Origin of the sequence: Candidatus Protofrankia datiscae (genome assembly GCF_000177615.2) — a bacterium.
Taxonomy (GTDB): domain Bacteria; phylum Actinomycetota; class Actinomycetes; order Frankiales; family Frankiaceae; genus Protofrankia; species Protofrankia coriariae.
In genome coordinates this window covers 2,479,704-2,506,083 of the sequence record NC_015656.1, presented here as the reverse complement: position 1 = coordinate 2,506,083, position 26,380 = coordinate 2,479,704, and the positions used below count along the sequence as shown (strand labels likewise).

The 26,380-nt window shown below is 65.3% G+C and carries 18 protein-coding genes and 7 pseudogenes; 12 read left to right on the top strand and 13 right to left on the bottom strand.

Going from position 1 to position 26,380, the window contains the following annotated elements; all coding sequences use genetic code 11:
* Positions 1–384: 384 nt before the first annotated feature.
* The 4 genes and pseudogenes from FSYMDG_RS10325 to FSYMDG_RS10310 form a co-directional block, all read right to left on the bottom strand.
* Positions 385–1,014, bottom strand: a complete 630-nt coding sequence (locus FSYMDG_RS10325) for an MFS transporter (RefSeq protein ID WP_432763265.1) — start codon at positions 1,012–1,014, stop codon at positions 385–387.
* Positions 1,015–1,046: 32 nt separating this feature from the next.
* On the bottom strand, positions 1,047–1,937 hold the full coding sequence (locus FSYMDG_RS10320; RefSeq protein ID WP_237703126.1) for an IS3 family transposase: 891 nt from the start codon (positions 1,935–1,937) through the stop codon (positions 1,047–1,049).
* 17 nt (positions 1,938–1,954) lie between these two features.
* Positions 1,955–2,245 (bottom strand): transposase, encoded by a 291-nt coding sequence (locus FSYMDG_RS28315; protein WP_043602641.1) that lies wholly within the window; start codon positions 2,243–2,245, stop codon positions 1,955–1,957.
* 252 nt (positions 2,246–2,497) lie between these two features.
* Positions 2,498–3,759, bottom strand: a pseudogene (locus tag FSYMDG_RS10310) (IS4 family transposase).
* Between the two features lie 192 nt (positions 3,760–3,951).
* Here FSYMDG_RS10310 and FSYMDG_RS28310 point away from each other — a divergent pair.
* The gene (locus FSYMDG_RS28310) at positions 3,952–4,242 is read left to right on the top strand and encodes a transposase (protein WP_043602641.1); all 291 of its coding nucleotides are present in this window, start codon (positions 3,952–3,954) and stop codon (positions 4,240–4,242) included.
* A gap of 11 nt (positions 4,243–4,253) precedes the next feature.
* The gene (locus FSYMDG_RS10300; protein ID WP_349304130.1) at positions 4,254–5,150 is read left to right on the top strand and encodes an IS3 family transposase; all 897 of its coding nucleotides are present in this window, start codon (positions 4,254–4,256) and stop codon (positions 5,148–5,150) included.
* 28 nt (positions 5,151–5,178) lie between these two features.
* Here the strand turns inward: FSYMDG_RS10300 and FSYMDG_RS26100 are convergent.
* From FSYMDG_RS26100 to ltrA, 5 genes and pseudogenes are all read right to left on the bottom strand, one after another.
* Positions 5,179–5,415, bottom strand: a pseudogene (locus tag FSYMDG_RS26100) (MFS transporter); the annotation flags it as partial.
* 105 nt (positions 5,416–5,520) lie between these two features.
* Positions 5,521–5,811: a hypothetical protein gene (locus FSYMDG_RS10295; RefSeq protein ID WP_050803466.1), complete on the bottom strand. Its 291-nt coding sequence runs from the start codon at positions 5,809–5,811 to the stop codon at positions 5,521–5,523.
* A gap of 400 nt (positions 5,812–6,211) precedes the next feature.
* Positions 6,212–6,817 carry a group II intron maturase-specific domain-containing protein gene (locus FSYMDG_RS27500; RefSeq protein ID WP_202797692.1) on the bottom strand — a complete coding sequence of 202 codons (606 nt, stop codon included), beginning with the start codon at positions 6,815–6,817 and terminating at the stop codon, positions 6,212–6,214.
* A gap of 133 nt (positions 6,818–6,950) precedes the next feature.
* Positions 6,951–8,742: pseudogene (locus FSYMDG_RS29610) on the bottom strand (reverse transcriptase domain-containing protein).
* Positions 8,743–9,294: 552 nt separating this feature from the next.
* The gene (gene ltrA, locus FSYMDG_RS10280; protein WP_013871682.1) at positions 9,295–10,572 is read right to left on the bottom strand and encodes a group II intron reverse transcriptase/maturase; all 1,278 of its coding nucleotides are present in this window, start codon (positions 10,570–10,572) and stop codon (positions 9,295–9,297) included.
* 586 nt (positions 10,573–11,158) lie between these two features.
* Here ltrA and FSYMDG_RS26095 point away from each other — a divergent pair.
* Positions 11,159–11,365 (top strand): annotated as a pseudogene (locus tag FSYMDG_RS26095) (IS3 family transposase); the annotation flags it as partial.
* A gap of 116 nt (positions 11,366–11,481) precedes the next feature.
* On the opposite strand, the pseudogene FSYMDG_RS10275 reads toward FSYMDG_RS26095, so the two are convergent.
* A pseudogene (locus tag FSYMDG_RS10275) lies at positions 11,482–12,135 on the bottom strand (IS5 family transposase); the annotation flags it as partial.
* 106 nt (positions 12,136–12,241) lie between these two features.
* Between FSYMDG_RS10275 and FSYMDG_RS10270 the strand changes: the two are divergent.
* The 5 genes and pseudogenes from FSYMDG_RS10270 to FSYMDG_RS10250 all read left to right on the top strand — a co-directional run.
* Positions 12,242–12,493, top strand: a pseudogene (locus FSYMDG_RS10270) (IS30 family transposase); the annotation flags it as partial.
* Between the two features lie 364 nt (positions 12,494–12,857).
* Positions 12,858–14,276 (top strand): FAD-binding protein, encoded by a 1,419-nt coding sequence (locus FSYMDG_RS26090; RefSeq protein WP_013873454.1) that lies wholly within the window; start codon positions 12,858–12,860, stop codon positions 14,274–14,276.
* Positions 14,277–14,346: 70 nt separating this feature from the next.
* Entirely contained in the window at positions 14,347–15,621 is a 1,275-nt protein-coding gene (locus tag FSYMDG_RS10260) for a DegT/DnrJ/EryC1/StrS family aminotransferase (protein WP_013873453.1), read from the top strand.
* Positions 15,622–16,011: 390 nt separating this feature from the next.
* A complete protein-coding gene (gene nodB / locus FSYMDG_RS10255) occupies positions 16,012–16,725 on the top strand; it encodes a chitooligosaccharide deacetylase NodB (protein ID WP_083828229.1) in 714 nt (237 codons plus the stop codon).
* Between the two features lie 158 nt (positions 16,726–16,883).
* On the top strand, positions 16,884–17,465 hold the full coding sequence (locus tag FSYMDG_RS10250; protein ID WP_013873450.1) for a NodA family N-acyltransferase: 582 nt from the start codon (positions 16,884–16,886) through the stop codon (positions 17,463–17,465).
* A gap of 497 nt (positions 17,466–17,962) precedes the next feature.
* On the opposite strand, the gene FSYMDG_RS10240 is transcribed toward FSYMDG_RS10250, so the two are convergent.
* Together FSYMDG_RS10240 and FSYMDG_RS10235 are read right to left on the bottom strand one after the other, a co-directional pair.
* A complete protein-coding gene (locus FSYMDG_RS10240; RefSeq protein ID WP_131772445.1) occupies positions 17,963–18,172 on the bottom strand; it encodes a hypothetical protein in 210 nt (69 codons plus the stop codon).
* Between the two features lie 546 nt (positions 18,173–18,718).
* Positions 18,719–19,776 (bottom strand): annotated as a pseudogene (locus FSYMDG_RS10235) (IS3 family transposase); the annotation flags it as partial.
* A 122-nt stretch (positions 19,777–19,898) separates the two neighbouring features.
* On the opposite strand from FSYMDG_RS10235, the gene tnpC reads away from it, so the two are divergent.
* Together tnpC and FSYMDG_RS10220 are read left to right on the top strand one after the other, a co-directional pair.
* A complete protein-coding gene (tnpC, locus tag FSYMDG_RS10225; RefSeq protein WP_013872683.1) occupies positions 19,899–21,335 on the top strand; it encodes an IS66 family transposase in 1,437 nt (478 codons plus the stop codon).
* Between the two features lie 105 nt (positions 21,336–21,440).
* Positions 21,441–21,647: a hypothetical protein gene (locus tag FSYMDG_RS10220; protein ID WP_013873448.1), complete on the top strand. Its 207-nt coding sequence runs from the start codon at positions 21,441–21,443 to the stop codon at positions 21,645–21,647.
* A 384-nt stretch (positions 21,648–22,031) separates the two neighbouring features.
* Here the strand turns inward: FSYMDG_RS10220 and FSYMDG_RS10215 are convergent, their stop codons facing one another.
* Positions 22,032–22,694: a TetR/AcrR family transcriptional regulator gene (locus FSYMDG_RS10215; RefSeq protein WP_131773949.1), complete on the bottom strand. Its 663-nt coding sequence runs from the start codon at positions 22,692–22,694 to the stop codon at positions 22,032–22,034.
* A gap of 618 nt (positions 22,695–23,312) precedes the next feature.
* Here FSYMDG_RS10215 and FSYMDG_RS23035 point away from each other — a divergent pair.
* Both FSYMDG_RS23035 and FSYMDG_RS27495 read left to right on the top strand, forming a co-directional pair.
* Entirely contained in the window at positions 23,313–25,643 is a 2,331-nt protein-coding gene (locus FSYMDG_RS23035) for a PEP/pyruvate-binding domain-containing protein (RefSeq protein WP_050803463.1), read from the top strand.
* Positions 25,627–26,097 (top strand): PEP-utilizing enzyme, encoded by a 471-nt coding sequence (locus tag FSYMDG_RS27495; protein ID WP_202797691.1) that lies wholly within the window; start codon positions 25,627–25,629, stop codon positions 26,095–26,097. Before FSYMDG_RS23035 ends, FSYMDG_RS27495 begins: the two co-directional genes overlap by 17 nt.
* Positions 26,098–26,380: the final 283 nt, after the last annotated feature.

The following is a 26,380-nucleotide window of genomic DNA, read 5'->3' as shown; positions in this document are numbered from 1 at the left end:
GCCGTGGGTCGGCCCGATCCAATCCGTTCGGCAGCACCACGGCAGCACCAGAGATACCGATGACCACTGAAAAACGTAACGGTAAGTAGCAACGGACACGAGCTGACACCCGAGAAAGCCGGGCAGCACTCCCGTGCACACCACACGCCGTGCGATGCGGCGAATCACCGCACAGATACGGAGAGGACAACTCGCAGATTAGAGTGATGAATCATCACAACCAGCTCATACCGCCAGGGAGCATCCCGAGACATTCTCTCCGCTCAGAACCACTACAGCTTCCGCCTCATGCTGGGCCAGTCCGCCGCCCATCACCGCGTTCCCACCTACCGGAACCCGGTACCACCCCGGCGGGGCCTGAAACCCCGGGACCGCAAAACACGCTCACGATCGAGATGCTGGTGGCGCGTCCAGGGGGCAGTGCAACCGGCGTCCGGGTCGGGGCCTCACAGCGGCCGGATGCGGTCCACGGATCGTCGCGGCGGCGAGCACACCACCAAGCACACAGAGCGCGGCGGATATGAGCGACGCAGTGTGGAATCCAGCAGAAAACTGGCGGGGATCAAGGTACGCGGCGCCGGTGATGCCGGCGGCGGACGGCAGCACAGCGACGGCGATGAGGCCGGCGGCACGGGCGACGTCGTTGTTGACGGCCGAGGCCATGCCGGCGTGCCGGGCGGGTACGGCGGCCAGCACGGTCGCCGTCAGCGGCGCCACGGTGGTGGCGAGCCCGAGCCCCAGCACGGTGACGGCGGGCAGCACCTCGGTCGCATAGCCGCCGGTAGGGCCGATTCCGGTGAACAGTGCCAGACCGGCGCCGACGAGGATCGGCCCGACACTCATCTGCAACCGCGGGCCGATGCGCGCGGCGAGGGCACCGGAGCGCGCCGACAGCACGAGCATGATGGCGGTCAACGGCAGTAGCGAGATGCCAGCCTGCAAAGCGGTGTAACCGGCCACCTGTTGCAGTTGGATGGGCAGCAGGAACAGCGCGCCGGCCAAGGCCCCGTACACTGGAGGGTTCCCACTTTCGTGGACAGTCCTAACTATGCAGCACGAAGTGTTTGTCCGTCAAATTCTTCCTCGAACTCGACAGGCGTGAGATAGCCGATCGAGGAGTGCAACCGCTGCCGGTTGTAGTAGATCTCGACATATTCGAAGATCCCCGCCCGGACGCGGTCTATGGTATCGAACGGGTGGAGGTGGACGAACTCCTTCTTGAGGGTGGCCCAGAAGGACTCCGCCGCGGCGTTGTCGAAACAGATCCCGGTACGGCCGACGGAGTTTCGGACGTTGTTGTCGCGACAGAAGGCGACGAACTCACGGCTGGTGTACTGACCGCCTCGGTCGGCGTGGAATATGACGCCGCCGGGTGGCCGCCGGCGGGTGACGGCCATACGAAGCGCGTCGAGAACGAGTTCGGTGCGCATGTGATCGGCGACCGCCCAGTCGACGATCTTCCGAGAGAACGCGTCGATGACGGAGGCCATGTACACCCAGCCATCCCAGGTGCGAATATATGTTATGTCGCCGTACCACAACTGGTTCGGTGCGGACGCGGCGAAGTCTTGGCCGACAAGATCAGGCAGCGATGAGGAGTCCGCGGCCTGCACCGTCGTCACCGGCCGGCGGGGACGCGGATGCACGCTGACCAGGCCCATCGTCGCCATCAGCCGCTGGACCCGCTTGTAGGCGACGGCGACGCCCTGGCGGCGGATCTCGTGGAAGATCCGCCGCACGCCGTACCGCCCCTCGTGACGGTCGAAAACAGCTCTGATCATGGTCGACAAGGTGGCGTCGTCCTTCTCCCTCCGAGACGGGCCGCGTTTCTTCCACGCATAGTAGCCCTGTCGGGACACGTCGAGTTTCTTGCACATGTAGTCGACGGGAAAGGTGTTCGCGCCGTCGGCGGACACAGGCTTCTTCGGAGCGTGTATCGAGATGAACTCGAACTTTACTTCTGCTCGCTCGCGAAGAAGCTCGCCGCTTTTTTTAGGAAGGCGATGTCCATCTGCGCCTGCGCGTACTTCTTCCGGAGCTCCTCAAGTTCCGCGCGCTCCGACACCGACAGCGGCCGCTCCTCGGTCTCGCCGTTCTCCTTCGCCTTCTTCACCCAGTTTCCCAACGTGGTCTCGTGGATACCCAGACTCTTCGCGACCTCGGTCACCGACCGGCCCGAGTCGAGCACCAACCTTACTGCCTCGGATTTGTACTCCTGGGTGAACTTCCGGCGAGCTGACCCCATGACGCTCCTTCCCTATGGACAGCGAACCTGAGGTTCGCTGTCCATAGGGCAATGGCGCTTAGTTAAGCGGCCCGAGCGAGCATGATCTTCGGTGATTGATCATGCTTGGTGCCGGTGTCTGTTGGGCTTTTGACTCGGTAGGCGTTGTGTCGGCCTCGTCTGATGGTGCGTGGGTACGTGCGGTGGAGGCGCACGGGGTTAAGCCGTTCGGTGATCTCTGTGAAGGTTTCCCGGAGCGCGTGCGTGTGGTCCTCAGGGGGAAAAATCCGCCTGGTCGGTGACCTGGCGGCGGACGACGCGTAGTGATCGCATGAAGGATAGCCTGTCCGGGTCGACGTCGGCTTCGTCGGCGGCCTCGCACATGAGACATCGGATTGCGTAGTGGCTGAGGAGCAGCGCCCAGATCTCTTGTTCCACCAGGTCCGGGAGTTTCGAGCGTAGGACGCGGGCTTCGCCCCGCTGGTGTGTCTTAATCTCATCGAAGATGTTTTCGATTTCCCAGCGCTCGTGATAGGCCGTGGCGAGTTCCACCGCTGGTATGTCGGTCTGGTTGAGGATATTGGTGATGAGGCAGATCAGTTCTCCGGTTCCGGATCCTGTGCGGTCAGGCACCGTGTATTCGATGACGCGGACGGGTGTCGCGGAGTCCTCGGGAAAGTCGCGGCCGGCGCGGGCGTCGGCGATGATCTGGTTCCGCTGTTTCCCTCTGATTTTCGGGTTGACGATGATAGAGAGGTAGGAGCTGTCGGGAAGGGACCGGATGACCGGTAGCGTGAGATCGGATTTGACTCGCCAGAGCAGGTCCGCGCCGGTGTCGAGCGCCTGCTGCCAGAGGTCGAAGCTGTAGAAGTAACGGTCGGCGGTGAGGAGCATCCCGGGTTCGCAGGCGTCGAGCAGGGTGGCGGCGAGAGCACGTTCGTCGCTGGCACGGGGACCGACCGCGGCGGAGACGATCGCGTGCGTGCCGCATTCGGCGAGCGCGACGACGTGGACCTGGGGCAGAGCGCTGGCCTTGTGTCCGTTGGTGGACCGCCCGAACCTGGCCACGTTCTCGGGGGTGTCTGCGGCGTCGAGGAAGAACCCGTCGATCGCCATCAGCCGCCGGGAACGCAGCCAAGTGCCCTTGGTACCCAGCCCCGCGACCGGCACAGCGACACGTTCGAACAGGACCTTCAGGGGGGCGGCACCGAGCCTGATCCGTGCCTGCGAGATCGCCCCGGTGGTCGGGACTTTCCAGTCACCCTGCCAGTTCCCCAGCCATCTCAACGCACCGGCGAGTTTACGCATGACTTCTTCGTAGTCATCGTCGAAGACAGGCACATCGTCATGGTGAAGTACACCATGACCCGGGCTGGCAGCAGCCTGGTACGCCGTTCCTGCCGCTTCGTTTCCACCAGTACCTCTTCGACGAGGTCCCGGGGAACGATTCTGGCGAGCACACCGATCGAGATGCGGTCGGTCAGCCGGTCGTTGTCAACGGCTGGCAATTCAACTACCTGGCGAAGGCGCACCACATCTGGATTCTATCTGCCGACCGGCCGAAATCGCGGCATGAGCACTCCGCCGCCTACTGATCGACGTTGAGGAACGTGACTGGATGCCGTGTTCAGAAGTTGATCGATGCGGGATCGGGCGTTGGCGTGTCGGGATGGACGGACGCCCCTCCAGCCTAATTGAGCGGCATTGGTCCATAGGGAAGGAGCGTCATGGGGTCAGCTCGCCGGAAGTTCACCCAGGAGTACAAATCCGAGGCAGTAAGGTTGGTGCTCGACTCGGGCCGGTCGGTGACCGAGGTCGCGAAGAGTCTGGGTATCCACGAGACCACGTTGGGAAACTGGGTGAAGAAGGCGAAGGAGAACGGCGAGACCGAGGAGCGGCCGCTGTCGGTGTCGGAGCGCGCGGAACTTGAGGAGCTCCGGAAGAAGTACGCGCAGGCGCAGATGGACATCGCCTTCCTAAAAAAAGCGGCGAGCTTCTTCGCGAGCGAGCAGAAGTAAAGTTCGAGTTCATCTCGATACACGCTCCGAAGAAGCCTGTGTCCGCCGACGGCGCGAACACCTTTCCCGTCGACTACATGTGCAAGAAACTCGACCTGTCCCGACAGGGCTACTATGCGTGGAAGAAACGCGGCCCGTCTCGGAGGGAGAAGGACGACGCCACCTTGTCGACCATGATCAGAGCTGTTTTCGACCGTCACGAGGGGCGGTACGGCGTGCGGCGGATCTTCCACGAGATCCGCCGCCAGGGCGTCGCCGTCGCCTACAAGCGGGTCCAGCGGCTGATGGCGACGATGGGCCTGGTCAGCGTGCATCCGCGTCCCCGCCGGCCGGTGACGACGGTGCAGGCCGCGGACTCCTCATCGCTGCCTGATCTTGTCGGCCAAGACTTCGCCGCGTCCGCACCGAACCAGTTGTGGTACGGCGACATAACATATATTCGCACCTGGGATGGCTGGGTGTACATGGCCTCCGTCATCGACGCGTTCTCTCGGAAGATCGTCGACTGGGCGGTCGCCGATCACATGCGCACCGAACTCGTTCTCGACGCGCTTCGTATGGCCGTCACCCGCCGGCGGCCACCCGGCGGCGTCATATTCCACGCCGACCGAGGCGGTCAGTACACCAGCCGTGAGTTCGTCGCCTTCTGTCGCGACAACAACGTCCGAAACTCCGTCGGCCGTACCGGGATCTGTTTCGACAACGCCGCGGCGGAGTCCTTCTGGGCCACCCTCAAGAAGGAGTTCGTCCACCTCCACCCGTTCGATACCATAGACCGCGTCCGGGCGGGGATCTTCGAATATGTCGAGATCTACTACAACCGGCAGCGGTTGCACTCCTCGATCGGCTATCTCACGCCTGTCGAGTTCGAGGAAGAATTTGACGGACAAACACTTCGTGCTGCATAGTTAGGACTGTCCACGAAAGTGGGAACCCTCCATACCGGTCGCCGACGGCGCCTGCGACGAGGAGCAGACCGGCCAGGGTAAGGGTGTAGGCGGTGACCACCCACTGCAGGGTGGACAGACCGGCGCGGAAGTCGCGGCCGATGGCCGGTAGTGCGATGCCGACCACGGTCGCGTCGATGGAGGCGACCGCGGAACCGAGGACGGTGGCGGCGAGAACCCACCGCCCGGCTCCGCTGGCGTAGCGGAGCCCGGCCCCGACCTCCACCGTCGCCGCTGAGCTGCTCACCCACGCCACCCTCCCACCTCCGACCGCCGGTTGACAGGTCAGCGGAGAACGAGGACGGTCCAGTTTCCCGTGATTCAGATATCTTTACGTCCCATTGTTGTCGACCACTTTCTTGATGCCGGTCCGGATGATACGGACCCTGGCGAGTATCCCGTCGGCGGTCGCAGTCAGGACAAACGGCTCATGCTTGGCGTTCCGGTAGGAGATGTAGTCCCAGATCCATTTAATGAGAACTTTGACGGACATGAAGGTGCCACGGCGGATCGACCGGCGTGCGATGGTTTCGAACCAGGTTTCGATCTGGTTGATCCACGACGAACCGAACCGGAAAGAATTGCCAAAATGCTTGTGGTAGAGCCGGCTGCTGTTATCCATGAGACCGTTCCCAGCTGTCCGGCATGCCCCCTGACGCCCCAGAAACAGAGGGACGACCGTAGTTCGGTCACAGCCTGCATCCGTGGACGGGGCTGTCACCGATGATGCGGGGGTTCAAGTCGGCGGGGGGATTCAACCCATTCGTACATGATCGGTCTCCGTGAGGTTTTCGACCTCACCCTCCTGGGGGCGGGGAACGGGGCACACCGATGACCTGCGCCCGCACGCCGGCCATTCAGTAGGGTAGGCGACTGGCGCGGTGACGCTTTGGCTTTAGGCGTTGGTCCGGTACCTTTGTCCGCGCAGTTTCCCGTGCGTTTCTCATCCCGGCCTGCCGTGGCAGCGCTCCGTTTCCAGCCGCCCCCCGTCGAACTGTGCATGCGGTTCTCCCGCACACAGCTCACCGACGTCGTTCACCGCCGGCATTCGGCTTCTCCCGCCACGGCTTGTTCGGCCGCGGGGCTATGACGATTCCACTGAGGTCGATCAGACCAAGCTGGTTGGCGGAGGCAACGCCGACCACCCATCGGCCGAACGCAGCCGGCCGCTGATGCCGTTTCGCAACAAACAACGCGAGCCGCCTCAGCGCGTACCATCTGATCGTGGCGAAGTGCCGAGCAGAGTTACCGTACTGGAAGAAACCAGCCCAACCGCGTAATACGCGGTTTACCTCCGCTACGATCACCTCGACCGGCAGCAGCAGCCGGCGCCGCTCCGTCAATTCACGGATACGGTCCCGGATATGCTGCATCGCCCTCATCGTGGGCCAGCGGGCCAGGAACTGCACGTGCCGAAACCGTGGAGACGAGGCTCGCACCCAACGGTGGTGGAACCCCAAGAAATCCAGGCCGTCACCACCTTCGTCCAGGTGGACAATCCTCGTCTTCGCCGCCTTCGGCTCCAAGCCGAGATCAGCGAGAATCGCCGTCAACACCGCGAGGGCGTGTTCGGCTTCCCGCCGGCTTCGACACAGCACGACCAGGAGAGTCAGCGGCGGGAATTTCACCCGCCGCTGCTCTCAGAACCCGGCGTGACGTAGGGTAGGCCGCCGACGAGGTGCCAGTCGACCTGGCCCTTTTCCGACGGCCCCCCTCCGAACCAGCCGTGCCCGCTTTCCGTAGCAGCTGGCTCTCCAGTGCTTATCGTGGTCTGCGTGTAGGACGTCCAGCGTGGATGTCCTCGTGGCAGGCGCGACAAACGACGAGGGTCTTGCGGCGGCGAGAGGCCATACGCGTGACCCATTCGGGTTGCTGTTTCCGCCCCTTGGGATTGAGGTCCTTGAGCGCCTTGACGTGATGCACTTCGACCTGTTCCGTGGAGCCGCATAGTTCACAGACCTCGGCCAAGAGCCGTTGGACAAGCTCTGACCGACGTCCATTCCACATGCGTGGCGGATTGTCGTTGAGAGGCCGTGGCGTGGTGTCCCGTGCCAGACTGATGCCGCCCCATTGTGCGACCAGCGGCGGTCGTCCGCCATCACGGTGCACGGTGACCTGAAGGCCACGACGTGGACCGTGCTCGGTATCAAGTACGGCTCGGTAACGGCGGTAGACCTTCGGGACCGTGATCCGGTACTTGCGGGCCAGGGTCTTGGTCAGCGACCGTTCCATGACGAACTTCAGGTAGCCGAGCCGATGGCGGTTGAACGCCAGCCGGTAGTACTCCGCGACACCCCGAAACTCGGCTTGGAACTGCGCGACGATACTGAAGTCAGTATTGACGGTGCGTTCGGTTCGCTGGATCGGCCTGCCGTGGTGCAGGTAGGGCGCGCACTTGGCATGGATGACGTCGACCGGCACTTTCAGCCCGATCGCCGCGTTGATGCTGCGGTGACCGCGCTGATCGCGCTTGTGGTCGGCGTGTAACACCACAATCTCATAGCCGAGGAACCGGGCGGCCTGCGTCCGCCCATATGTGATCAAGGTCTTGGTCGGGGACAGCTCCAACGCGAGTTCCTCACGCAGGAACCGACCGATCTCGGTCTTGATCTCCTCAGCTTCCTGCCGGGGCCGGTGAAGCCCAGCAGCCAGTCATCGGCGTAACGGCAGTAGCGCAGCCGCCGGTAGGTGGGATCGTCGGGGTCGCGGGAGGGCATGGTCTTCATCTGCTTGCGCAGCGCCAGACCCGCCTCCCGGTCTTCCGCCTCTTCCAGCCTGAAGGCGCGTTGCCACAACCGCATATAAGGCCGATAGGGCGTGCGTCGCGCTCCCCGGTTATGGGCAGGCAAGAGAGTCTGTTCGATAAACCTGTCCAGCCGATCCAGGTAGATATTGGACAGAACGGGTGAAACCACGCCGCCTTGCGGGCAGCCGCTCAACGTCGCGTGGTAGCGCCAGTCCTCCAGGTATCCGGCCTGGAGCAGCCCGTCGATCAGACGCAGGAACCGACCGTCGTGGATCTTCTCGGCCAGAATCGATCTCATGATCGAATGGTCCAAGGACCCGAAACAGTCGGTGACGTCGCCCTCGATGAACCACACCGTCCCGTGCCATTGGTGATAGATCTCCTGCAAGGCGGTGTGACAGCCGCGGCCCGGGCGGAACCCGTGGGAGCGGTCGGAGAACTGCGGCTCGTAGTACGCCTCCAAGATCAGGCGCAGTACCTCTTGCAGCAGCTTGTCCGACCAGGTCGGCAGCCCCAGCGGTCGCTTTTTCACCGAATTCTTCTTCTCGATGTAAGTGCGCCGTACCGGGGCCCATCGGTAACGCTCCTGCCGGAGCGTCTCGATGATGGCCTCGATCTTGCCGAGGTTCATGCCATCCACGGTCTCGCTGGTGGCTCCGGCGGTCAACGCCCCTTGTTACGGTAGAGCTTCCCATAGGCAAGCAGGAACAGGTCCGGGTTGAACAAGCACCGGTAGACCCGTTCCAACGGCAGTCCTCTCCTGCCGCGTTCACGAATGATCTCCAGTACGGTTGCGGCGTCTCGTATCTCGCGTACCTCACCGTTCTTGTCGATCTAAGCACCTGGGTCCCTTCGCCCATGTAGACGGCTCTCCCGTCCTCCTCGGCGGGGCGTGACTCCTGCGACTACTACGGACCCTCCGTGACCATAGGGCTCGCGCCCCGTAGGCCATCCCGAATTCCTCTTGCGCCAGACGTAGCGAGCGTGACGTAGGCGTCCCGGTCCGTCCCCTTGAACGAGCTCGCTGCCCGTCGCCCGCCGGCCGGAAGGGTTCAGAGCGACGAAAGTCGGAATCGCTCCTATGCCGACGGCCCCGACAACAGACGCCGTGTCGGGAGGTGTGAACGTTTGCACCGCTGGAGACTGGGCTTCAAGCAGTCTGGCCTTCGCCGTATCACGCGGGCCTTGCACGGCCGTGCCTTCGGCGCCTTCACGGCACCCCGCGCTTTCCCGTCATGCTCTTGTCCCCTCCCGGTTTCCCGTTCAGGTAAGACGGGTGGCCCAGAGGTCACCTCCTCCCGAACCTCTGCCCCCTGCGGGGGCGATCTGGCGCCGAGTTAGACGGCGCACAGTCTCCCGTCACCGGGCTCCCACCGTCGAACCAGTAGGCATCGCGCCATGCTTCCAGTGAGCAAACATCGCCGGGAACGCCGACGCTATCTCGGCCAATTTCCGACGAGCTCTCCCTTTGGCGCGGCGCAATCGTTTGTATTTCCGCATCGCCCACTTCACGAGGAAAGGGTTGATCCGCTGACTTAGGAAGTGCATCAGCCTGGACTTGTAGAAGCGCCCGTAGTAGCCGATCCACCCCGCCACGATGGGATTGACCATCGCGGCGAGTCCCCGAAAACCCAGACTGGTCCTGCGACCCAGCTTCCATTGCCGGATGACCCGTGCCATCGACTTCAGCGCCGCCCTGCCGACCAACGGGACGAACCCGCACATCAGCACGCCATCACGTCGCCGGATGGGCGCACGATGAAAGTCGAAACCCAGGAACGTGAAGCTCGTTACCGGGTGCTCTTCGTCGCGTCCGTCCTGCTTGCAGTAGACGATCCGAGTCTTGTCCGGGTGACAGCGCAACCAGAACTCCAGCAACCGTTTCTCAACGACGTCGCGAATGTACTTCGCCTGCCGCTGACTGTAACAGTGTAGGATGATGTCGTCGCAGTACCTCTCGAACCGCACCACTGGAAATCTCCTGGCAAGCCAGTAGTCCAAAGCGTAGTGCAGGAAGAGATTCGACAACAACGGTGAAATCGCCGAGCCCTGTGGAGTTCCCTTGATGGGAGTGACACGGCTGCCGTCCGGATGCTGAACCGGCGCGACGAGCCACCGTTTCACGTACAGCACAACCCATGTCAGATTCGCGTGCTTCTCCACTGCGGCGATGATCTGCGCGTGCGGAACGTTGTCGAAGAACCCTTGGATATCGAGATCGACCACCCAGGGGTGCCGCCAGCACCGCTGCTTGCACACCTCCACCGCGTCCAGCGCAGACTTTCCTGGACGATAACCGTAGGAATCGGCGTGGAACACTGGATCCACGTCCGGCTCCAGGATCATGGCCACGGCTGTCTGTGCTATCCGGTCGGCGATAGTGGGCACTCCGAGGATCCGTGTGCCACCATCTGGCTTCGGGATGGAGACGGCTTTCACTGGCTCCGGGAAATAGCTCCCCGACGACATCCTGTTCCAGAGCTTGAACAAGTTGTTCCGAAGATCCTGTTCAAATTCCGCTAGAGATTGCCCGTCGACCCCTGCCGCTCCCTTGTTGCCGTTGACCTTCAGGTATGCTTCCCATATCAGCGTCTTCGGAATGTCAAACGACTTGCCCGCTGGTCTTGTCTCGCCCACGCAATTCCTCCCGTTGCTGGTTGATTGCTGGACGACACTCGACGGCACGTCCCCTGCGCTCCGCGCCCATTACAGGCGCTTCATCACTAGTACGGGACGTTCCGCCCTCCTGGCCCGCACCCGGTACTCTGCGACTCGCGGATTAGCCGCTTGCCGGTCTCCCGGTGGATCCTCGCTCCAATCCGCGGGACCCATGTCGTGCCGAGGAGTTCTCCTGTTCCGTTGCAGAGCCCAAGCCAAGCTCGCGCCATCTTCATGCCGGGCACCGCCAGAGCAGTAGGCAGGTTTCCCTCTGACTTATCCCAGGGCAGCATTAAGGCCCTGGTTTTGATGCCACCTGGCTTAACGACACGTCATCGATGGTTCACTCTCGTTCGCCTTCTTGGCTCATACCTGCCGCCTCTCGCGATGGCTTTTCCACGGACGTTCACCACCATGGCTCATTCACCACAGCAACTCGTGGCGGTTTGACACCAGCACCTGCATGCCGATGCCGAAGGGCCTACCCTCATCTCCACAACAGCATGGTTGCTATCGAGTGCTCTGCCTTCTACCTCAGAACCTCATCCAGCTCCCTTCAGGACACACCAATGCTGTGACCGAGTCGTTTTTCGCCACCCTCGAATGCGAACTTCTCGACCGAACGCACTTCGCCACCCACGACCAGGCCCGGACCGCCCTGTTCGACTTCATCGAAGGTTTCTATAACCGACGTCGTCGTCATTCGACCATCGGATACGTCAGCCCACACGAGCACGAGGAAGGGTTCAACCTGTACAGTAGTGCCGCATAGCCGCCAAAGACCCGCTGTGTGAACAGAACCGGGTTAACTTCATCCGGCCCAGGAACCTCCCTCCAAGTCCCTCCCAGCTGAGCTGGGGATACAACAGAGCACCTCGCGGCGCACAGGGTCCGTTCGACGACCCAGCGGCGGGGCAGGACCTCGAAGCCCTTCTGCCCCGCAGGCCGGCGCACGACCTGTACCCGTAGGCCAAGCAGGTAGGCGGCCCAGTCCACGATCCTCCCGGAGAACATCCCATCGCCGAACACCAGCTGTAACCGCCGGCCGGCGAAGTAGCTGTCGAGAAGGACCTGCCGCCCACCGATGGTGTCATGCGTACTCGCGGGAACGACCAGCACGGCCAGCAGCAGTCCCAGGGTGTCAACGACGAGGAATCGCTTGCAGCCGTTGACTTTCTTACCCATGTCGAAGCCGCGGCTGGCCGCCGGGACGGTGTCGGCGCCCTTCACCGACTGGGAATCGATGATCCCCACCGTCGGTTCGGTGTCACGTCCTTCCCGCACACGGAGCTGGTCACGTAACGCGTCGTGGACACGTTCGGTCACACCCTGGTCGTGCCAGCGGGCGAAGTAGTAGTAGACGGTCTGCCACGGCGGGTAGTCCGACGGCAGCGCCCGCCAGGCGCAGCCGTTGCGCACGACGTACAGAATCGCGTCGATGAGATCGCGGCGGTCGTGCTTCTCGCGGCGGCCGATCGACGCCGCCGGCGGCAGTAGCGGCTCGATCAGCGCCCACTGGGCGTCGGTCAGATCAGACGGATAGCGGTGACGGTGACGTCGCGGCACCCCCTGACCGTCACCCGCCCGATCATCCGGTCAGGCCCTTTCCCCGCGAATGCACACCCATCGCACACCCCGAACATCACAGCCAGTCACCACCCGGAGATCTCAAACACCTTTTAAGGAGATGGCCCGGCACGCGGACTTCACCGTACAGACCGGCATGCCGGTGTATTTCTGTGACCCGCATTCGCCCTGGCGGCGAGGTTCCAACGAGAACACCAACGGCCTCCTCCAGCAGTATTTCCCGAAGGGCGCGGACCTGTCCTTGCACTCGCAGGAGGAACTGGATAGAGTGGCCGCACAGTTGAATGGGAGACCGCGACAGACGTTGGACTGACGGAAGCCGGTGGAAGTTTTCAACGATCTGCTGGTAAGTCGTGTGTCGCCATGACCACTTGATGTTGCCCTCCTCGGTCATCGCTACTAGGCGTAGCAGTTTGGCTACGATCGGACGGTGGGCCGCAGGTCTTTGCCCGAGCTTGCATTGAAATCGGAGCTGCGGCGAACAGGCCTCGTCAGGCTGGGGCAAAGCTCCGTTAGAGTGTGACCGGTACTTGTCCCGCGTCTGGCGGACCTGTAGGAGGCCGCCAGACGCGGGACAACACCTACCCAATGACCCGCGGTCGCGGCTCTGCTCGACAGGTCAAGACCGGCGAACCGATGGAAGGCGATGTGGAATACGACGACAAGGTCTGGTGCCCATGAACCGCAAGGTTGCTGTTATCGGTGGTGGAATGGCCGGGCTGGAGGCCGCGGTCCGAATGGCGGCCCGGCCTGGGATGGAAGTCGAGGTCATCGAAGCCGGGCCGGCGACCCGTCGCCGTCATGTCGACTGGGACACCTCGATCCATCCGGGCGATGAGAAGGTCCGGTGGTGGACCAGCGACGGCTGGGGATTCGGTGCCGGTCTTTCAGAACGACTCGGCGGGCGTTCGCTGTGTTATCACGGCGTTCTTCTTGGGCTCACCTCCAAGGAGTTGGTCGGCTGGCATCCCTGCTGGCAGGAGCGGTTAGTCGGTCCGGCCGGCTGCTATGCGCAGGTTTACGCAGAACTTAGCCCGAGGTTTCCGGGACTGGTGGCCTCGCCACAGTCGCCTGCCGCGAGCAGAGTCGGCCTCCGGCACGCTCCACAAGCAGCACGCTATGATGGCCTGACCGGCGAGTTCGAAGCCTATTCGCCGCTATCAGCGGCCCTTCGACTCGCCGTGAAGAGCGACCGCTTCCGCATCGTCCGCGGCCGTGCGCGGTCCCTGAGGCGTGGCAGGCTCGGATGGGATGTAGAGGTAGCTACCCCCTCTGATAGCGCCGCGACGAGGCAGGGGTTCGACGCATGTGTCCTTGCGTCGTCCGCTATCGGGAATATCCAGATTCTGACCCAGACGACAGGTGAATTGATCACGACTACCATCACCGATCACTTCTGCGTCGGGGCCCTCGCGCGAATCGAGCCCGGTGAGCCCCTGGACAGTTTCCGACACCCGATGCTATGGACCGGATACCGTCCAGTGCCGTCGCTGTCCGCCAACATCTTTGTGCAGGAGCGGCCGACTCTTCCGAACGGTAACCGGCTCGTCTCGCTCGCAGCCGTGATCGAACAGGGCAGTGGTCCGGCCGACTTCAGCACGCTCGCGGTCCAGCCGTCGTCGACTGACGGTATCGCCGCCGCCCACATAACGACGGCGGTCTCGTCCGCCGATCTCGATCGCATAGGCAAAGTTCGACAGGAGCTCCTGCGCCTGGCGGACGAGATCGCCCAGGGTTCGCTCCTCGACATCACTGCGCCGCGTCCGGGCGGTGGCTGTCTGGTCGGCCCGGCCGACGGCGAAAACCAGGGCGAGGAATCGCGGAAGTTCGGCGAGGCCGAGGCCTTTCACGCGTTGCTCGCCGAACCTCTAGCCGGGCGGGTTGCCCAGTTCGAGCTACCGTACGGGTCGTTCGAGCATGAAGCCTGTTCCCACCCGCTCGGCGGTGCGCTGAAGGTCACGACCGATCTCGAGGTCGAGGCCCTTCCCGGCGTCTACCTGGCCGGTCCGGGAAACTTTCCCCGGCTCGGCGCGGCCAACCCTGCGCTTACAACCATCTCCATGTCGCGCTGGCTCGGCGATTCGCTTGCCGGTTGAAATTCACGTTACCCGGTGGCGCGTAGCGTCTATTTCCGCTCCGTCTGCCCGCCCGTCGAGGAGGTTGACAATGTCCAAACTCGCAATCTTCGGTGGTACTCCGGTCACGGATGAACCGTTCCCGGCCTGGCCCAGCTTCGCGCCGGAGAGTATCGACCGGGCCATGGAACCTCTCCGTACCGGCCGGGTGAACTACTGGACCGGTGAACTCGGCCGGCAATTCGAGGCGGAGTTGGCCGCGTACCTCGGCGCCGACCACGCCGTCACCACGAACAGCGGAACCTCCGCCTTGCATGCCGCGCTTGCCGCGCTGGGTATCGGGCCGGGGGACGAGGTCATCTGCACTCCGTACTCCTTCGTTGCCTCGGCGTCCTGTGTGCTGCAGGCTGGTGCACTGCCGGTTTTCGCCGATGTCGACGAGTCGCATACGCTTAGCGCGGCCGACGTCGAAAAGAAGATTACTCCGCGTTCTCGGGCGATCATTGTGGTTCACCTCTACGGGGTCGTCGCAGATCTTGATCCGATCATCGATCTGGCCAGGAAGCATGGTTTGTTCGTTGTTGAGGACTGCGCGCAGAGCATCGGCGCGACCTACAAGGGGAGGAAGGTCGGAACGGTCGGTGATGTCGGCTGTTTCAGCTTCTGCCAGAGTAAGCACTTCACCACCGGTGGTGAGGGTGGCGCGATCGTCACCAATGACGAGGACCTGAGTTGGGAATGCCGTTCGCTGCGCGACCACGGTTATGACGTAGCCAGGCGTATGGGGCTTATGGAACTCGGGCCGGAGTACATCCACCGACGGATCGGCTTCAACTACCGGCTAACCGAGATGCAGTCAGCCATCGGAATTTCCGAACTTACCCGCCTCGACTCATGGAACCTTCCCCGGCGCCGCGCCAACGGTCGCCAGCTGATCGAGGCCCTTAAGGATCATCCACTGGTGATCCACGCCCCGGTGGACACCACAGAACGGGAGAATGCTTTTTGGTGGGCGCCCTTTGTGCTCGACGTGGAGCAGATTTCGGTCCCTCTGACAGATTTCGCTGCGGCCATGACCGCGGAGGGCATGCCCTTCACGGCGGTACAACTGGGAGAGATGTATCGGGAGCGCGTCTTCGTCGAGCGTAAGGGCTTCGGGAAGCTGAACTACCCGTTCGACGACCCCAACGCCACCCCGATCGACTATTCAAGGACGAGCTGCGCCACGGCGCACTGGCTCTCGGCACGCACACTCACGCTGTACACCCACCCGGTCTACACCGAGCGGCACATGCAGCAGTACATCATCGCCTTCGAGAAGGTGGCAGCGGCCTTTCAAACGAAGACCCCGACAAGCATATCGTGAGCGATACTCGACGAGGCTTATTCAGAACCCCCAGCTCAGATGATCTAGTACTACAGCAACACTTGTCGGCGTGTCGTCGGCAACCCGCCGACGGCAAGTTTTGGTACGACTGAAGATCAGTTACATAAGCGCAGATCACAGGGGTGACCTGTCTTCGGATCATGGAGAGTGTTGCTGTAGTACTAGATCATGCATTGTCGCAGGTCAGGATGCTGCTATAGATCTTGATCGAAGAGTTTTGAATAACCCTCGACGAAAGTACCCTAATTTTCCATCTGAAACAATCAAGACTGGGAGATGTGCTATGAATACCGAAATCCAGTGGCGGATATGCTGGGAGGACCAGCTTACGCCGACTGATCACGTGGAGTCGGCGGAACGGGAGACGGTATGTCGGAAGGAACCCGAACTGTGACCGGATGTTGCCCGTCCAGCACGTTTTCCGGTGGTCAGTCAGGGACTCGCCGCATCGCCCTCACGTTCGACGACGGACCGGATCCTTATTACACCCCCCGGATTCTCGATTTGCTCGCTGAGCATAAGGTGGCCGCGACATTCTGCGTGCTCGGCACCTACGCAGCCGCACATCCCGATATCATCTCCAGGATAGCCGCGGAGAGCCATCTCCTGGCCTGCCACTCGATGACACACGCCGATCTGTCGTGCTGTGGCGAGCAACAGACACGGTGGGAAATAATGGCGGCGAGCCGGACACTGCAGGCTGTCGCTCCCACCGCGCGGGTGCAGTATCTACGCACACCGTATGGCCGGTGGAACGACGGGGCGCGGCGCGTGGCGGCCGAACTCGGCCTGCAGCCTCTCGGCTGGACGATAGATTCGCGTGACTGGTCGGCACCAGGGGTGACAGAAATCATGGACGCCCTCCGGCAGCAGCTCCATCCGGGTGGGATCGTACTGCTACATGACGGATGCCTGCCCGAAAGGAAACGTGGCTGCAGCGCCGGTCACCAAGACCAGACACTGGCTGTGGTGCCGCTTCTCATCCGCGAGCTACGCCACCAGGGCCTCGTCCCCGGTCCTCCGCTGCTGGAGGCGCTGCCCCGGCTGCCGGCGGCCGGCACACCGATGGGGTACGGCTGGTAAGGGCGCGGGGCCGGTGGAGCCGCGGCGACTGACAACTGAACCGCCGCTCGCACGAGATCCGATGAGTCAGAATCAATGCCAGCCACAGCCGAGCCACCGAATGAAATGGAATACCCGCGACCCCATCAGGGGCCCTGCAAAAATTGGAAGAGTTTCCCATGAAAACGCAAATTCAGTGGAAAACGTACTGGGAGAATCAGCTCGAACCGGGTGACCACGCGGAACTTGCCGAGTTTTTTCGAAACACCTACGGAGCTGTGGGTGCCTGGAACGTGAAACATTTCAAAGGTAGCCGTAGCTGGGCCGGAGCGCGACCCGAGCTCAGGATAATCGGGCATGACGAGCGCGGAGTGGCGGCGCACTTCGGGGTGCTGCGTCGTTTTATCAGGCTCGGCGCAATCGATCAGCTCGTCGCCGAGGTCGGGCTGTACGCTGTACGCCCGGATCTACAGCGATCGGGAATCGGTTATCAATCCGGGATCAACGTGATGATTCCGACGCTGCTGGACTTGAAGGTCCCGTTCGGTTTCGGAACCGTTCGCCACGAGTTGCGCGAGCATGTCGAGAAGGCCAGCGCTGCGCTGATGATCGTGTCCGGAGTCCTGGTAAGGTCTACAAATCTGTGGGACAAGTCCAAGACGTGTATCGAAGATCTTCTCGTCCTGGTCATTCCGCTTGAGCGTGCCGTGGACGAGTGGCCGGCCGGAGAGCTCATCGACCGGAACGGACCCGAGCTGTGACACTCGCTCATCCGGCTCCGAGCGCGCAGCTGTCCAGCGCGGACGGAGAGCGCCAGAAACGGTTCGGCCGGGGCCCCCAGACCCGTCCTCGGGGCCCTCGTGGGGCCGCCGGCCTCGTCGGGGCGCTCCTGGCCCTCGACAGCTGCGGCGGTGAGCCGGGCCTGCGGCGAGGAGCTCCGGCCGGTGTGGGGACGACCGCGGTTGTCTGCCCGGGTACGGGTGCGGTGTCGGCCCCGGAGGGGCGGGGGACGGGACGGCCGCCCGGAACGATCTTTGTTTGGTGACGGTGCGTGTCTGCCGATGCTCCGGTGAGACGAGACATGCGCGTGAGCCGAGGGTGGGTGCGTGGACTCCGTGGACAACGATCACTCGCGTGGTGTGTTTGCCCTGGTAGCAGGGTTGTCCACGGCCGTCCGCGGTCCGTCCACGTATCCGAAGACAAGCGTGGACGCCGTGGACGGGGCGGGGTCATGGCGTGGGAACTGGGCGGAGCCCGATCATCCGCAGACGTACCCCGCGCAGCGGTCCAGCCCCGACAGCGACGACTCGCCCTGCAGCTGGCTGGTCGCCATCCCGACGAGCAACTCCCCGGCTCCCAGGCCTCGGGCCCGCCGCTTGACCGGCCCGATCCCGGCATCGAGCGCCTCCACGACCGCGAGCCGGTCGACCAGCTCGCTGAGGGCGACCAGCCCGGCCGACTCCGTCACCGACGGGTCCACCGGCCCGATCCGGATCCGCTCCCGCCGCCGCCCCGGACCCCGCGATAGCCCCTTCCTCGCGGCCGGTTTCCGGGACGACTGGACGCTGCGTATCCTTGCCACCTGACGGGTGCCTTTCGCCTGGGATATCGGTTTGGTTGTGGTGACCCCGATTCTCCCTGCACGACAAGCACCCGATCACTTTCCAAGGTCAACAAACAGTCAACGTCACCCCGCTACTGGCGAATCTAGGTCTGATGCCCACCAGGGGCCGTAGGCGGGCGCTCCAGCCGTCCCGGCGGGGGGATGGGGGTCGATCGAGTAGTGCCCACTTCGCGTGTTTGCTTCCACCTGGCAACGGGCAGCATCGAATCGCGCTCCCGGCGCCATGACCATACACGACAACATCCTCTTCCGATCTCATGCCCGCTGACCGCCGGACATCCGACCACAATGGCAGTCGCATGGAACCAACGTCGCGACATCGCGACTCACATCCACCAGTGTGAGGTGCTGCCCATTCTACGGACACGCGATAACTGGACTATATCAGCTTTACGCCGCCTCTGGTATTGATGTCCGACTCGTCAGGTAGAGACGTTCGACGTGTTCCGGGGTGTGGTAGCCGAGGGTGGAGTGGAGTCGCTGCCGGTTGTAGAAGACTTCGATGTACTCGGCGATCGCACTGCGGGCGGCACGACGGGTTAGGTAAATTTCCCGATAGACGAGTTCGTTTTTCAGGGTGCCAAAGAAGGATTCGGCGGCGGAGTTGTCCCAGCACACTCCGGTGGCGCCTACGGAAGGTCGCACGCCGTGTCGTGCCAGCGTGCGATGGTAGGCGTCGGACGTGTATTGCGTACCGCGATCCGAGTGAAAAACCGCGTTCGGTGCAAGGGTGGTGCGGGACGCGGCCATGGTGAATGCGTCGACGACGAGTTCGGTCCGCATGTGACTGGCCATCGACCAGCCGAGAACCTTCCGTGAATAGCAGTCGATGACCGTGGCGAGATACAGCCAGCCTTCGCCGGTACGGACATAGGTGATGTCACCGACGAGCTTGGCCCCGGGGCGGGTGGCGGTGAAGTCGCGGCGGACGTGGTCGGTGGGCACCGGCGCCTGGCCGGGGATCGTGGTGCGGCGGTAGGCCCTGGGCTGGCAGGCCTTCAGCCCTGCTCGGCGCATGATCCGTCGGGCGAGGCGGACCGAGGTGGGCTGGCCCGACGCGGTCAGAGCGGCGGCGATCCGCCGCGCGCCGTAGGTCTGGCGCGAGGCGGCGAACAACGCCCGCACCTGGGTGTCCAGGGTGGTGTGCCGGCGGGTCCGGGACGACACCGGTCGCTGGTACCAGTCGTAGAAACCGGACGTCGACACCACGAGCCACTGGCACATTTTGCGTATCGGGTAGTTGTCCTTCTCCGCGGCGATCAGCTCGAACTTATCGATCACTGATGGCGTTGCGCGAAGAAGGCTGCCGCTTTTGAGAGGAACTCGCGCTCCATCCGGAGTTCCCGGTTCTCCTTCTCCAGCTCCCGTAGCCGGGCACGCTCGGACATCGACAGCGGTTCTTCTTCGCCTTGGTGGGCCCGACGCCAGGTGGCCACCCAGCTCCCCAGGGGTAACTGGTCAGGTCTGGTAGATCGTTTGTTTTTGGTTTCCCGGCTGGCTGGGACTCCTCGATGGCCTGAAGGCCCGGGTCGTTGGTGCTGTGTGGTTGATCGGGCCGTAGGGTCCGGGTGTGTCGGATGGTCCGCCCGCGTCGCCGCCGGTGCCGTCGTATGACGAGCTCGCGGCGCTGGTGGTGAGTCTGCGGGCGCAGCTGGTCGAGACCGCTGCGGCGTTGGAACAGGCGCGGGTGCGGATCGCCGAGCTGGAAGCTCAGGTCGCGAAGAACTCGCGGAACTCGGCGAAGCCACCGAGTTCGGACGGGCTGGCGAAACCGCCACCGAAGTCGCTGCGGAAGAAGACCGGCCGCAGGCCCGGTGGGCAGGGCGGGCATCCGGGATCGACGCTGCGGATGCTCGCTGAGCCTGATGTGCGCCTGCGGCATGAGCCGGGGCCGTGTGCGGGGTGCGGGGCGGGGCTTGCGGGCCGGCCTGTGACCCGGACCGAACGGCGGCAGGTGTTCGACCTGCCCGAACTACGTCCGCATGTGGTCGAACATCAGCTCATCGAGCGGGAGTGCGGCTGCGGGACGCGGACGAAGGCGGCGGCACCGGCCGGGGTGGACGCGCCGGTGCAGTACGGGCCGCGGGTGGCCGCGGCGGTGGTCTACCTGTATTCCGGTCAGTTCCTGTCGCAGGAGCGGACCGCGACCGCGCTGGCCGAGCTGGTTGGGATCCCGATCTCGGCGGGCACGGTCGGTGCGATGACCGCCCGTGCCGCCGCCGGACTCGACGGCTTCCGTGACACCGTCCGGGGTCTGCTGGCCGCCGCCGACGTGATCGGGGCCGATGAGACGGGGCTGCGGGTCGCCGGGAAACTGCACTGGGTGCACTGCGCCCGCACCGACAAGTACACGCTGATCGACTGCCATGCCACCCGCGGCAGCGGCGGGATCGACGCCCTCGGGGTGCTTCCCGCCTTCGGTGGGGTGGTGGTCCACGACGCCTGGGCCCCCTACGACAGCTACACCGGCGCCACCCACCAGCTGTGCGTCGCTCACGTGCTGCGCGAACTACAGGCCGTCGTCGACGCGGCCCCGACGGGAACCTGGTGCTGGGCCGCCCAGGCAGGCGACGCGCTCGTCGCCCTGCACCGCCTCGCCGTCGACGCCGCCACTACCGGCGTCACCATCGACGAGCAGGCACCGGCCACCCAGACCCGGCAGCTGCGCCACGCCGCTCACATCGGGATCAGCCAGACCTCGCCGCGCGGCACGAAACTCATGGCCGCCCGCCATGCCCTGGCCTGCCGGCTCGTCGACCGCGAAGCCGACTACCTTCGGTTCACCCGCGACTGGCGGGTTCCCGCGGACAACAACGGCTCCGAACGCGACATCCGCATGATCAAACTACGGCAGAAGGTATCCGGCTGCCTACGCACGCTCACCGGCGCCCGCCAGTTCTGCGCGATCCGCAGCTACCTGTCCACCGCCACCAAACACAGCATCAGCCTGTTCGACGCTCTCGTCCAACTTGCCGAGGGCCGTCCCTGGATGCCCGCGATCAGCTAACTCAAGATCAAAAACTACCTGACTAGTTATGACCCAGCGACCCACGCGATCACAGAGAAGTCAATAGTTTCGCTGTTCAACCTGCGTCCGCTGCCGGGCCCCATTGTGACAGGTAGCGACGGAAACCTGTACGTGGCCGAAGGCGGCCTGGTTCTCGGCAGCAATGTCGGACGTTACAACCCGGTCACCAAGACCTACACCCCGATCCCGCTGCCCACGCCGCTGGGCGGGCCATGCGATCTCACGGTGCGGGGCAACAGCATCTACTTCGGCGAGTTCACCGGTAACCGCATCGGAAAACTCACCGTTTAGGAGCGCTCCGATCCCTGGCCACAGCCAGGGGATCATAGCCAGGAGGGCATGACCAGAAGGGCATGGTCGCCCGTTCCCGCCGGATCAGCTCCACCGGTCCGGCGGGAACGGGCGACCATCACCCGCCTCGAACCCGGCTGCCCGGTCACGCACCGTCTCGCACAGGCACCGTCTCGCGCGAGCCGCACCCGCGGTACCGACGGCCGGTTCCAGCCACACGGGCCTGACGGCGCATGCCGGCCGCCGACCGGCCGCCGGGCGAATCCCCGGCCACGCCAGGCGAATCCCCGGCCGCTGTCCGGCCGGACGCGCCGTACGGCGCCAGGCGGCTGGGCGGCACGAGAACTGTCAGCGTTCGTTCACGCCCGCTTGCTTACCACACGCTCACGGGCCCGGATCGGTGGTGAGCACCCGGCCGGATGCCGCGGACAGCTCACCCGCGAGGAAGCGGACCAGCATCTCGGTGGCGTCGTCCGTCTCCCGCTCGGTACCGACGATCGCGGAGAACAAGCCCATGCCGCACAGGATCGCGACGAGCATATCGCCGATCACCCGCGAATCCACGTCCGAGGGCAACTCGCCACGCGCGATCGCGCGATCGACACTGACGAGGAAGAAGTCGCGCATCTCGCCGATCTGCTCGCGGGCCTGGTTGGTGAGCTCCGGATAACGCAGCCCGTCGACCAGCGAGGTGATGGCGAACCTGGCGTACGTCGGGTCCTCGTGGTTGAGCGCCGCGCACACGCGGAAGACGGTCGCCACCTGGTCGACGAGGGCGGTGTGGGCGGACGTCTGTGTCCTCATCCGGTCGATCACACTGGGATACATCGATTCGAAGACCGCGGCGTAGAGGTCTGACTTCGACGGGAAGTACCGGTAGATGGTCGACCGCGTGACCCCCGCGTCCTCGGCGATCTCCGCCGGGGTCGCGTCCCGGTAGCCAACAGTGCTGAAGAGCGCCCGGGCGCTGCGGAGGATGCGCCCCCGGGTCACCGCCCCGTTCGATCCTGGCGGGCGGCCGAGCTTCCTCGCGCTGGGTTTGGACATCTTCTCCTTCACCGGAAACCACCGGTTCTCCGTCACCGCGGACGCCTACCGGCGCGCTGCCCGCTGATCCGGCGGAGCGGCGTCGTCAGTGCGGACAGCGTCGTCGGCGGAGACATCGTCAGTGGAGACACTGGTCGGCTGCCGCGATGGTAGTAGCAACGGATGTCCCGGAAACCGGGTTCCCGGGATCGCCGTCCGCCCGGCGACACGCCACCCGTACGGCCCGCCGGCCGGCCGATCACCGTGTGCCGGGCCGTCCGCCGTCTCCGGCGAGCCCCGGCCGCCACCAGCGCCGATCCGCACGAGCGAAGATCCACCGGATACGACCTGCCCGCCGGCCGTGACCAGCGGCTGGAGTAACCTGACCGCCCGATGTCACCAAACCATCATGAACTCGCCAAACCATCCCGAACCCACCATCGGGAGGGCCCAGCGGCGGCGACAGCGGCGCCCGCGGCCCGCACGGACGCCCCGGCGCGGACGGACAACTGAAAACGTCGGCCAGCGGCCTCGACATGGCCCCGGATCCCTCTCGACACCGGCTTCGCGAGGAATACACAGTTTCGCAAGGAAGCCCACCCTCCACCCATCGAGCCCCTTGGAGCAGTGATGTCCCCGGTGCCAGTCGCGCCCGAACGACCAGAGGCCCCCGTCCACGTCCTCCCGCTCGCGTCCTGCGCCGATGACGACGTCGCGGCCCTGGTCGGCGGGAAGGCCAGTGGCCTGGGCAGACTGATCAGCCAGGGCCTGCCGGTCCCCCCGGGCTTCGTCGTCACCACGGACGCCTACCGGGCCGGCGTCGCCGCCGCCGGCCTGGGCCCGCGGATCGACCAGTTGCTGGCCGGGGCCGGGACCCCGTCGGGCGACCACGAGGTCTCCGAGCGGATCCGCGCGCTGTTCGTCGACACGGTCATAACGTCCGACGTCGCCGCCGCGGTGCGGGCGGCCTACGCCGGACTTGGCCACGGGTCGGCCGCCGCCGATGGTGATCACGAGCAGGGCATCCCCGTCGCGGTCCGCTCGAGCGCCACCGCGGAGGACACCGCCGACGCCTCGTTCGCTGGTCAGCAGGAGACCTACCTGTGGATCCGCGGCGCCGACGACGTCGTCGCCAGGGTGCTCGACTGCTGGGCGAGCCTGTTCACCGCGCAGGCGATCGGCTATCGCGCCCGGTTGGGGGTGCCCGTCGAGGACGTCGCGATGGCGGTGGTCGTGCAGACGATGGTGCCCGCCGAAGCCGCCGGCGTCCTGATGACCCTGGAGCCGACGACCGGCGACCGGTCACGCGTCTACATCGAGTCCGCGTTCGGCCTCGGGGAGGCCGTCGTGCGCGGGGACGTCACCGCCGACCGCTACTGGGTCGCCAAGGAGACCCTCACCCTCACCGCCGAGCAGATCAACCCCAAGGAGAAGGCCTGGCGGTTCGACGCGCAGGCCGACGCGCTGCTCTTCACCGACGTCCCCGCCGAGCTGCAGAAGACGCCGTCGCTGCGCACGGAGGAGGCCGTCGCGCTCGCGGGCGTCGGCCGGCGCGTCGAGGAGGCGTTCGGGTTCCCGGTGGACATCGAGTGGGCCTTCGGCCCCGCCGACGCCGACGGGCAGCGGGAGCTGTTCACCCTGCAGGCAAGGCCCGAAACGGTCTGGAGCCGCCGGCCGGCGCCACCCGCCACGGCCGCCCAGCCCGCCGAAACAGCACAGCCCGCCGAAACAACGCCGACGGCCACCGCGCCGGTGGTCGACCCGTATGACGACTGGGACCCGCTGCACGACCCCAGCGCCCCGGAGCTGCACTGGTCGACGTCCAACCTCGGGGAGGCGATGCCCGGGATGCTGACCCCGCTGAGCTGGTCGTTGTGGTCCCCCGTGGTCGAACACGCGCCGCGGGAGGCCGCCCGCGCGATCGGCGGGCTGACCAGGGCCGAGAGCCGGGTACCGGCGGACGTCTCGCAGCGGTACATCCGTATCTTCTACGGCAGGCCCGCCATGCAGGCCGAGTTCCTCGCCCTGCTCGGGGACCGGATGCCCGGCACGACCGGGCCGGACGCGGTGGCGAGCATCCTCGGCCGGGTTCCCGAGGACATTGCCTTCGCTCCGACGGCACGGCGCTACCCGTCCGTGGCCTGGCGGCTTCCCGTGACCTTCGCGACGGCGCCGAAGAAGGCGCGGCAACTCGCGCGGGAGACCGACGAGTGGTGGCGCGCCAGCCTGGCGCGGGTGGACCAGCTCGGGCACGCCGACCTGCTCGCCCTGCTCCAGGACGCCGCCCGCCGGCACGACTACGCCGTCACCCTCCAGTCGATCCTGATCCTGAGCACGATGCAGCCGCTCTACGACACGCTGCGGAAGATCGTCGAACGGGCCGGGGTCGGGGACATCGCCACCCTCGGCGGCGTCGGCGGCGCCGAGATGGCGGTCGTCGCCGACATCTGGCGGGCCTCCCGTGGCGAGCTGACCGTCGAGGACGTGGTCGGTCGGCACGGTTTCCACGGACCGTTCGAGGGCGAGCTGTCCAGCCGGGTGTGGCGCGAGGACGACTCCCCGCTACGGAAGATCATCGAGGACTACGCCAGGCGGGACGACTCCGCGGATCCGGTTGCCCGGGAGCAGGCCCGCCGCCTTCAGCTCGCCGAGGCGCAGCGGGAGGTCGTCGCGGCGCTGCCCGTCACCGGCCGGCCGGCCGCGCGGACGGCGTTGCGGCTGGCCGCCGCCCGGCTGCCGCTGCGGGGCGTGCCGAAACGGTCGTTTCTCCAGGCCTTCGACGTCGCCCGGGCCTGCGCCCGCCGGATCGGCGCGCTGCTCGCCGCGGACGGGCGGCTGGCGGACCCGGAGGAGGTCTTCCACCTGACCGTGGACGAACTCACCGGCGACCCTGCCGGCGGACACCACCGCGCTGGTGGCCCGCCGCCGGGAGCGCCGCGCCCAGTACCAGCAGGTGACCATTCCGGGTGAGTGGAAGGGGTCGCCACAGCCCTCCCTCGTCACGGCGGCGGACCCCGCGGCGGACCCGTCGGGGGAACGGGTGATCAGCGGGATCGGGGTGAGCAGCGGCGTGGTCGAGGGCGTCGCCCGGGTGGTGACCGACCCCGCCTTCGCCGACGTCGAACCCGACGAGATCCTGGTGGCCCCGACCACCGACCCGAGCTGGTCGTCGATCATGTTCATCTCCGCGGCTCTGGTGGTCGACATCGGCGGGGCGCTCAGCCACGCCGCCGTCGTGGCACGCGAGCTCGGTATCCCGTGCGTAGTGAACACCCGGGCCGGCACCCGCGTCGTGCGGACCGGCGACCGGGTACGGGTCGACGGCACCGCCGGCACGGTCGAGATCCTCTCGAGCGCGCACGGCGACACCGAAGGGTCAGCCGTTGAGGAAACACGGGCCGAAGGAGCGGCGGCCACCCGATGAGTACGGGCCGTCCGGCCGGGCGGGAACGTCGGCCCACCCGACACCACCCGGCCGGGCGGCCCATGACCACAGCAGATCGCCAGGAGAACCCCGCGGGCGCCCGTGCCCGCCCGCGGCCGCGCCCCGCTCCATGCTCCCCGGCCCCGTACGCGGGACGGGGCCCGTACGCAGGACGGCCCCGGCATGGCTTCCAGAGCATGCCGGGGCCGTCCGCGACACCCCATACCGGTTTACGCGCCAGCGCGCCGCATGTGCCGCACGCGCGATCCGGCGCGCGCCGCCC

Excerpts from the sequence above, each read along its gene's own strand:
- nodB (WP_083828229.1), top strand. The coding sequence starts at position 16,012 with ATGTCGGAAGGAACCCGAACTGTGACCGGATGTTGCCCGTCCAGCACG.
- FSYMDG_RS10215 (WP_131773949.1), bottom strand. The coding sequence starts at position 22,694 with ATGTCCAAACCCAGCGCGAGGAAGCTCGGCCGCCCGCCAGGATCGAAC.
- FSYMDG_RS10295 (WP_050803466.1), bottom strand. The coding sequence starts at position 5,811 with ATGGATAACAGCAGCCGGCTCTACCACAAGCATTTTGGCAATTCTTTC.
- FSYMDG_RS28315 (WP_043602641.1), bottom strand. The coding sequence starts at position 2,245 with ATGGGGTCAGCTCGCCGGAAGTTCACCCAGGAGTACAAATCCGAGGCA.
- FSYMDG_RS28310 (WP_043602641.1), top strand. The coding sequence starts at position 3,952 with ATGGGGTCAGCTCGCCGGAAGTTCACCCAGGAGTACAAATCCGAGGCA.
- FSYMDG_RS10250 (WP_013873450.1), top strand. The coding sequence starts at position 16,884 with ATGAAAACGCAAATTCAGTGGAAAACGTACTGGGAGAATCAGCTCGAA.
- FSYMDG_RS26090 (WP_013873454.1), top strand. The coding sequence starts at position 12,858 with ATGAACCGCAAGGTTGCTGTTATCGGTGGTGGAATGGCCGGGCTGGAG.
- FSYMDG_RS10260 (WP_013873453.1), top strand. The coding sequence starts at position 14,347 with ATGTCCAAACTCGCAATCTTCGGTGGTACTCCGGTCACGGATGAACCG.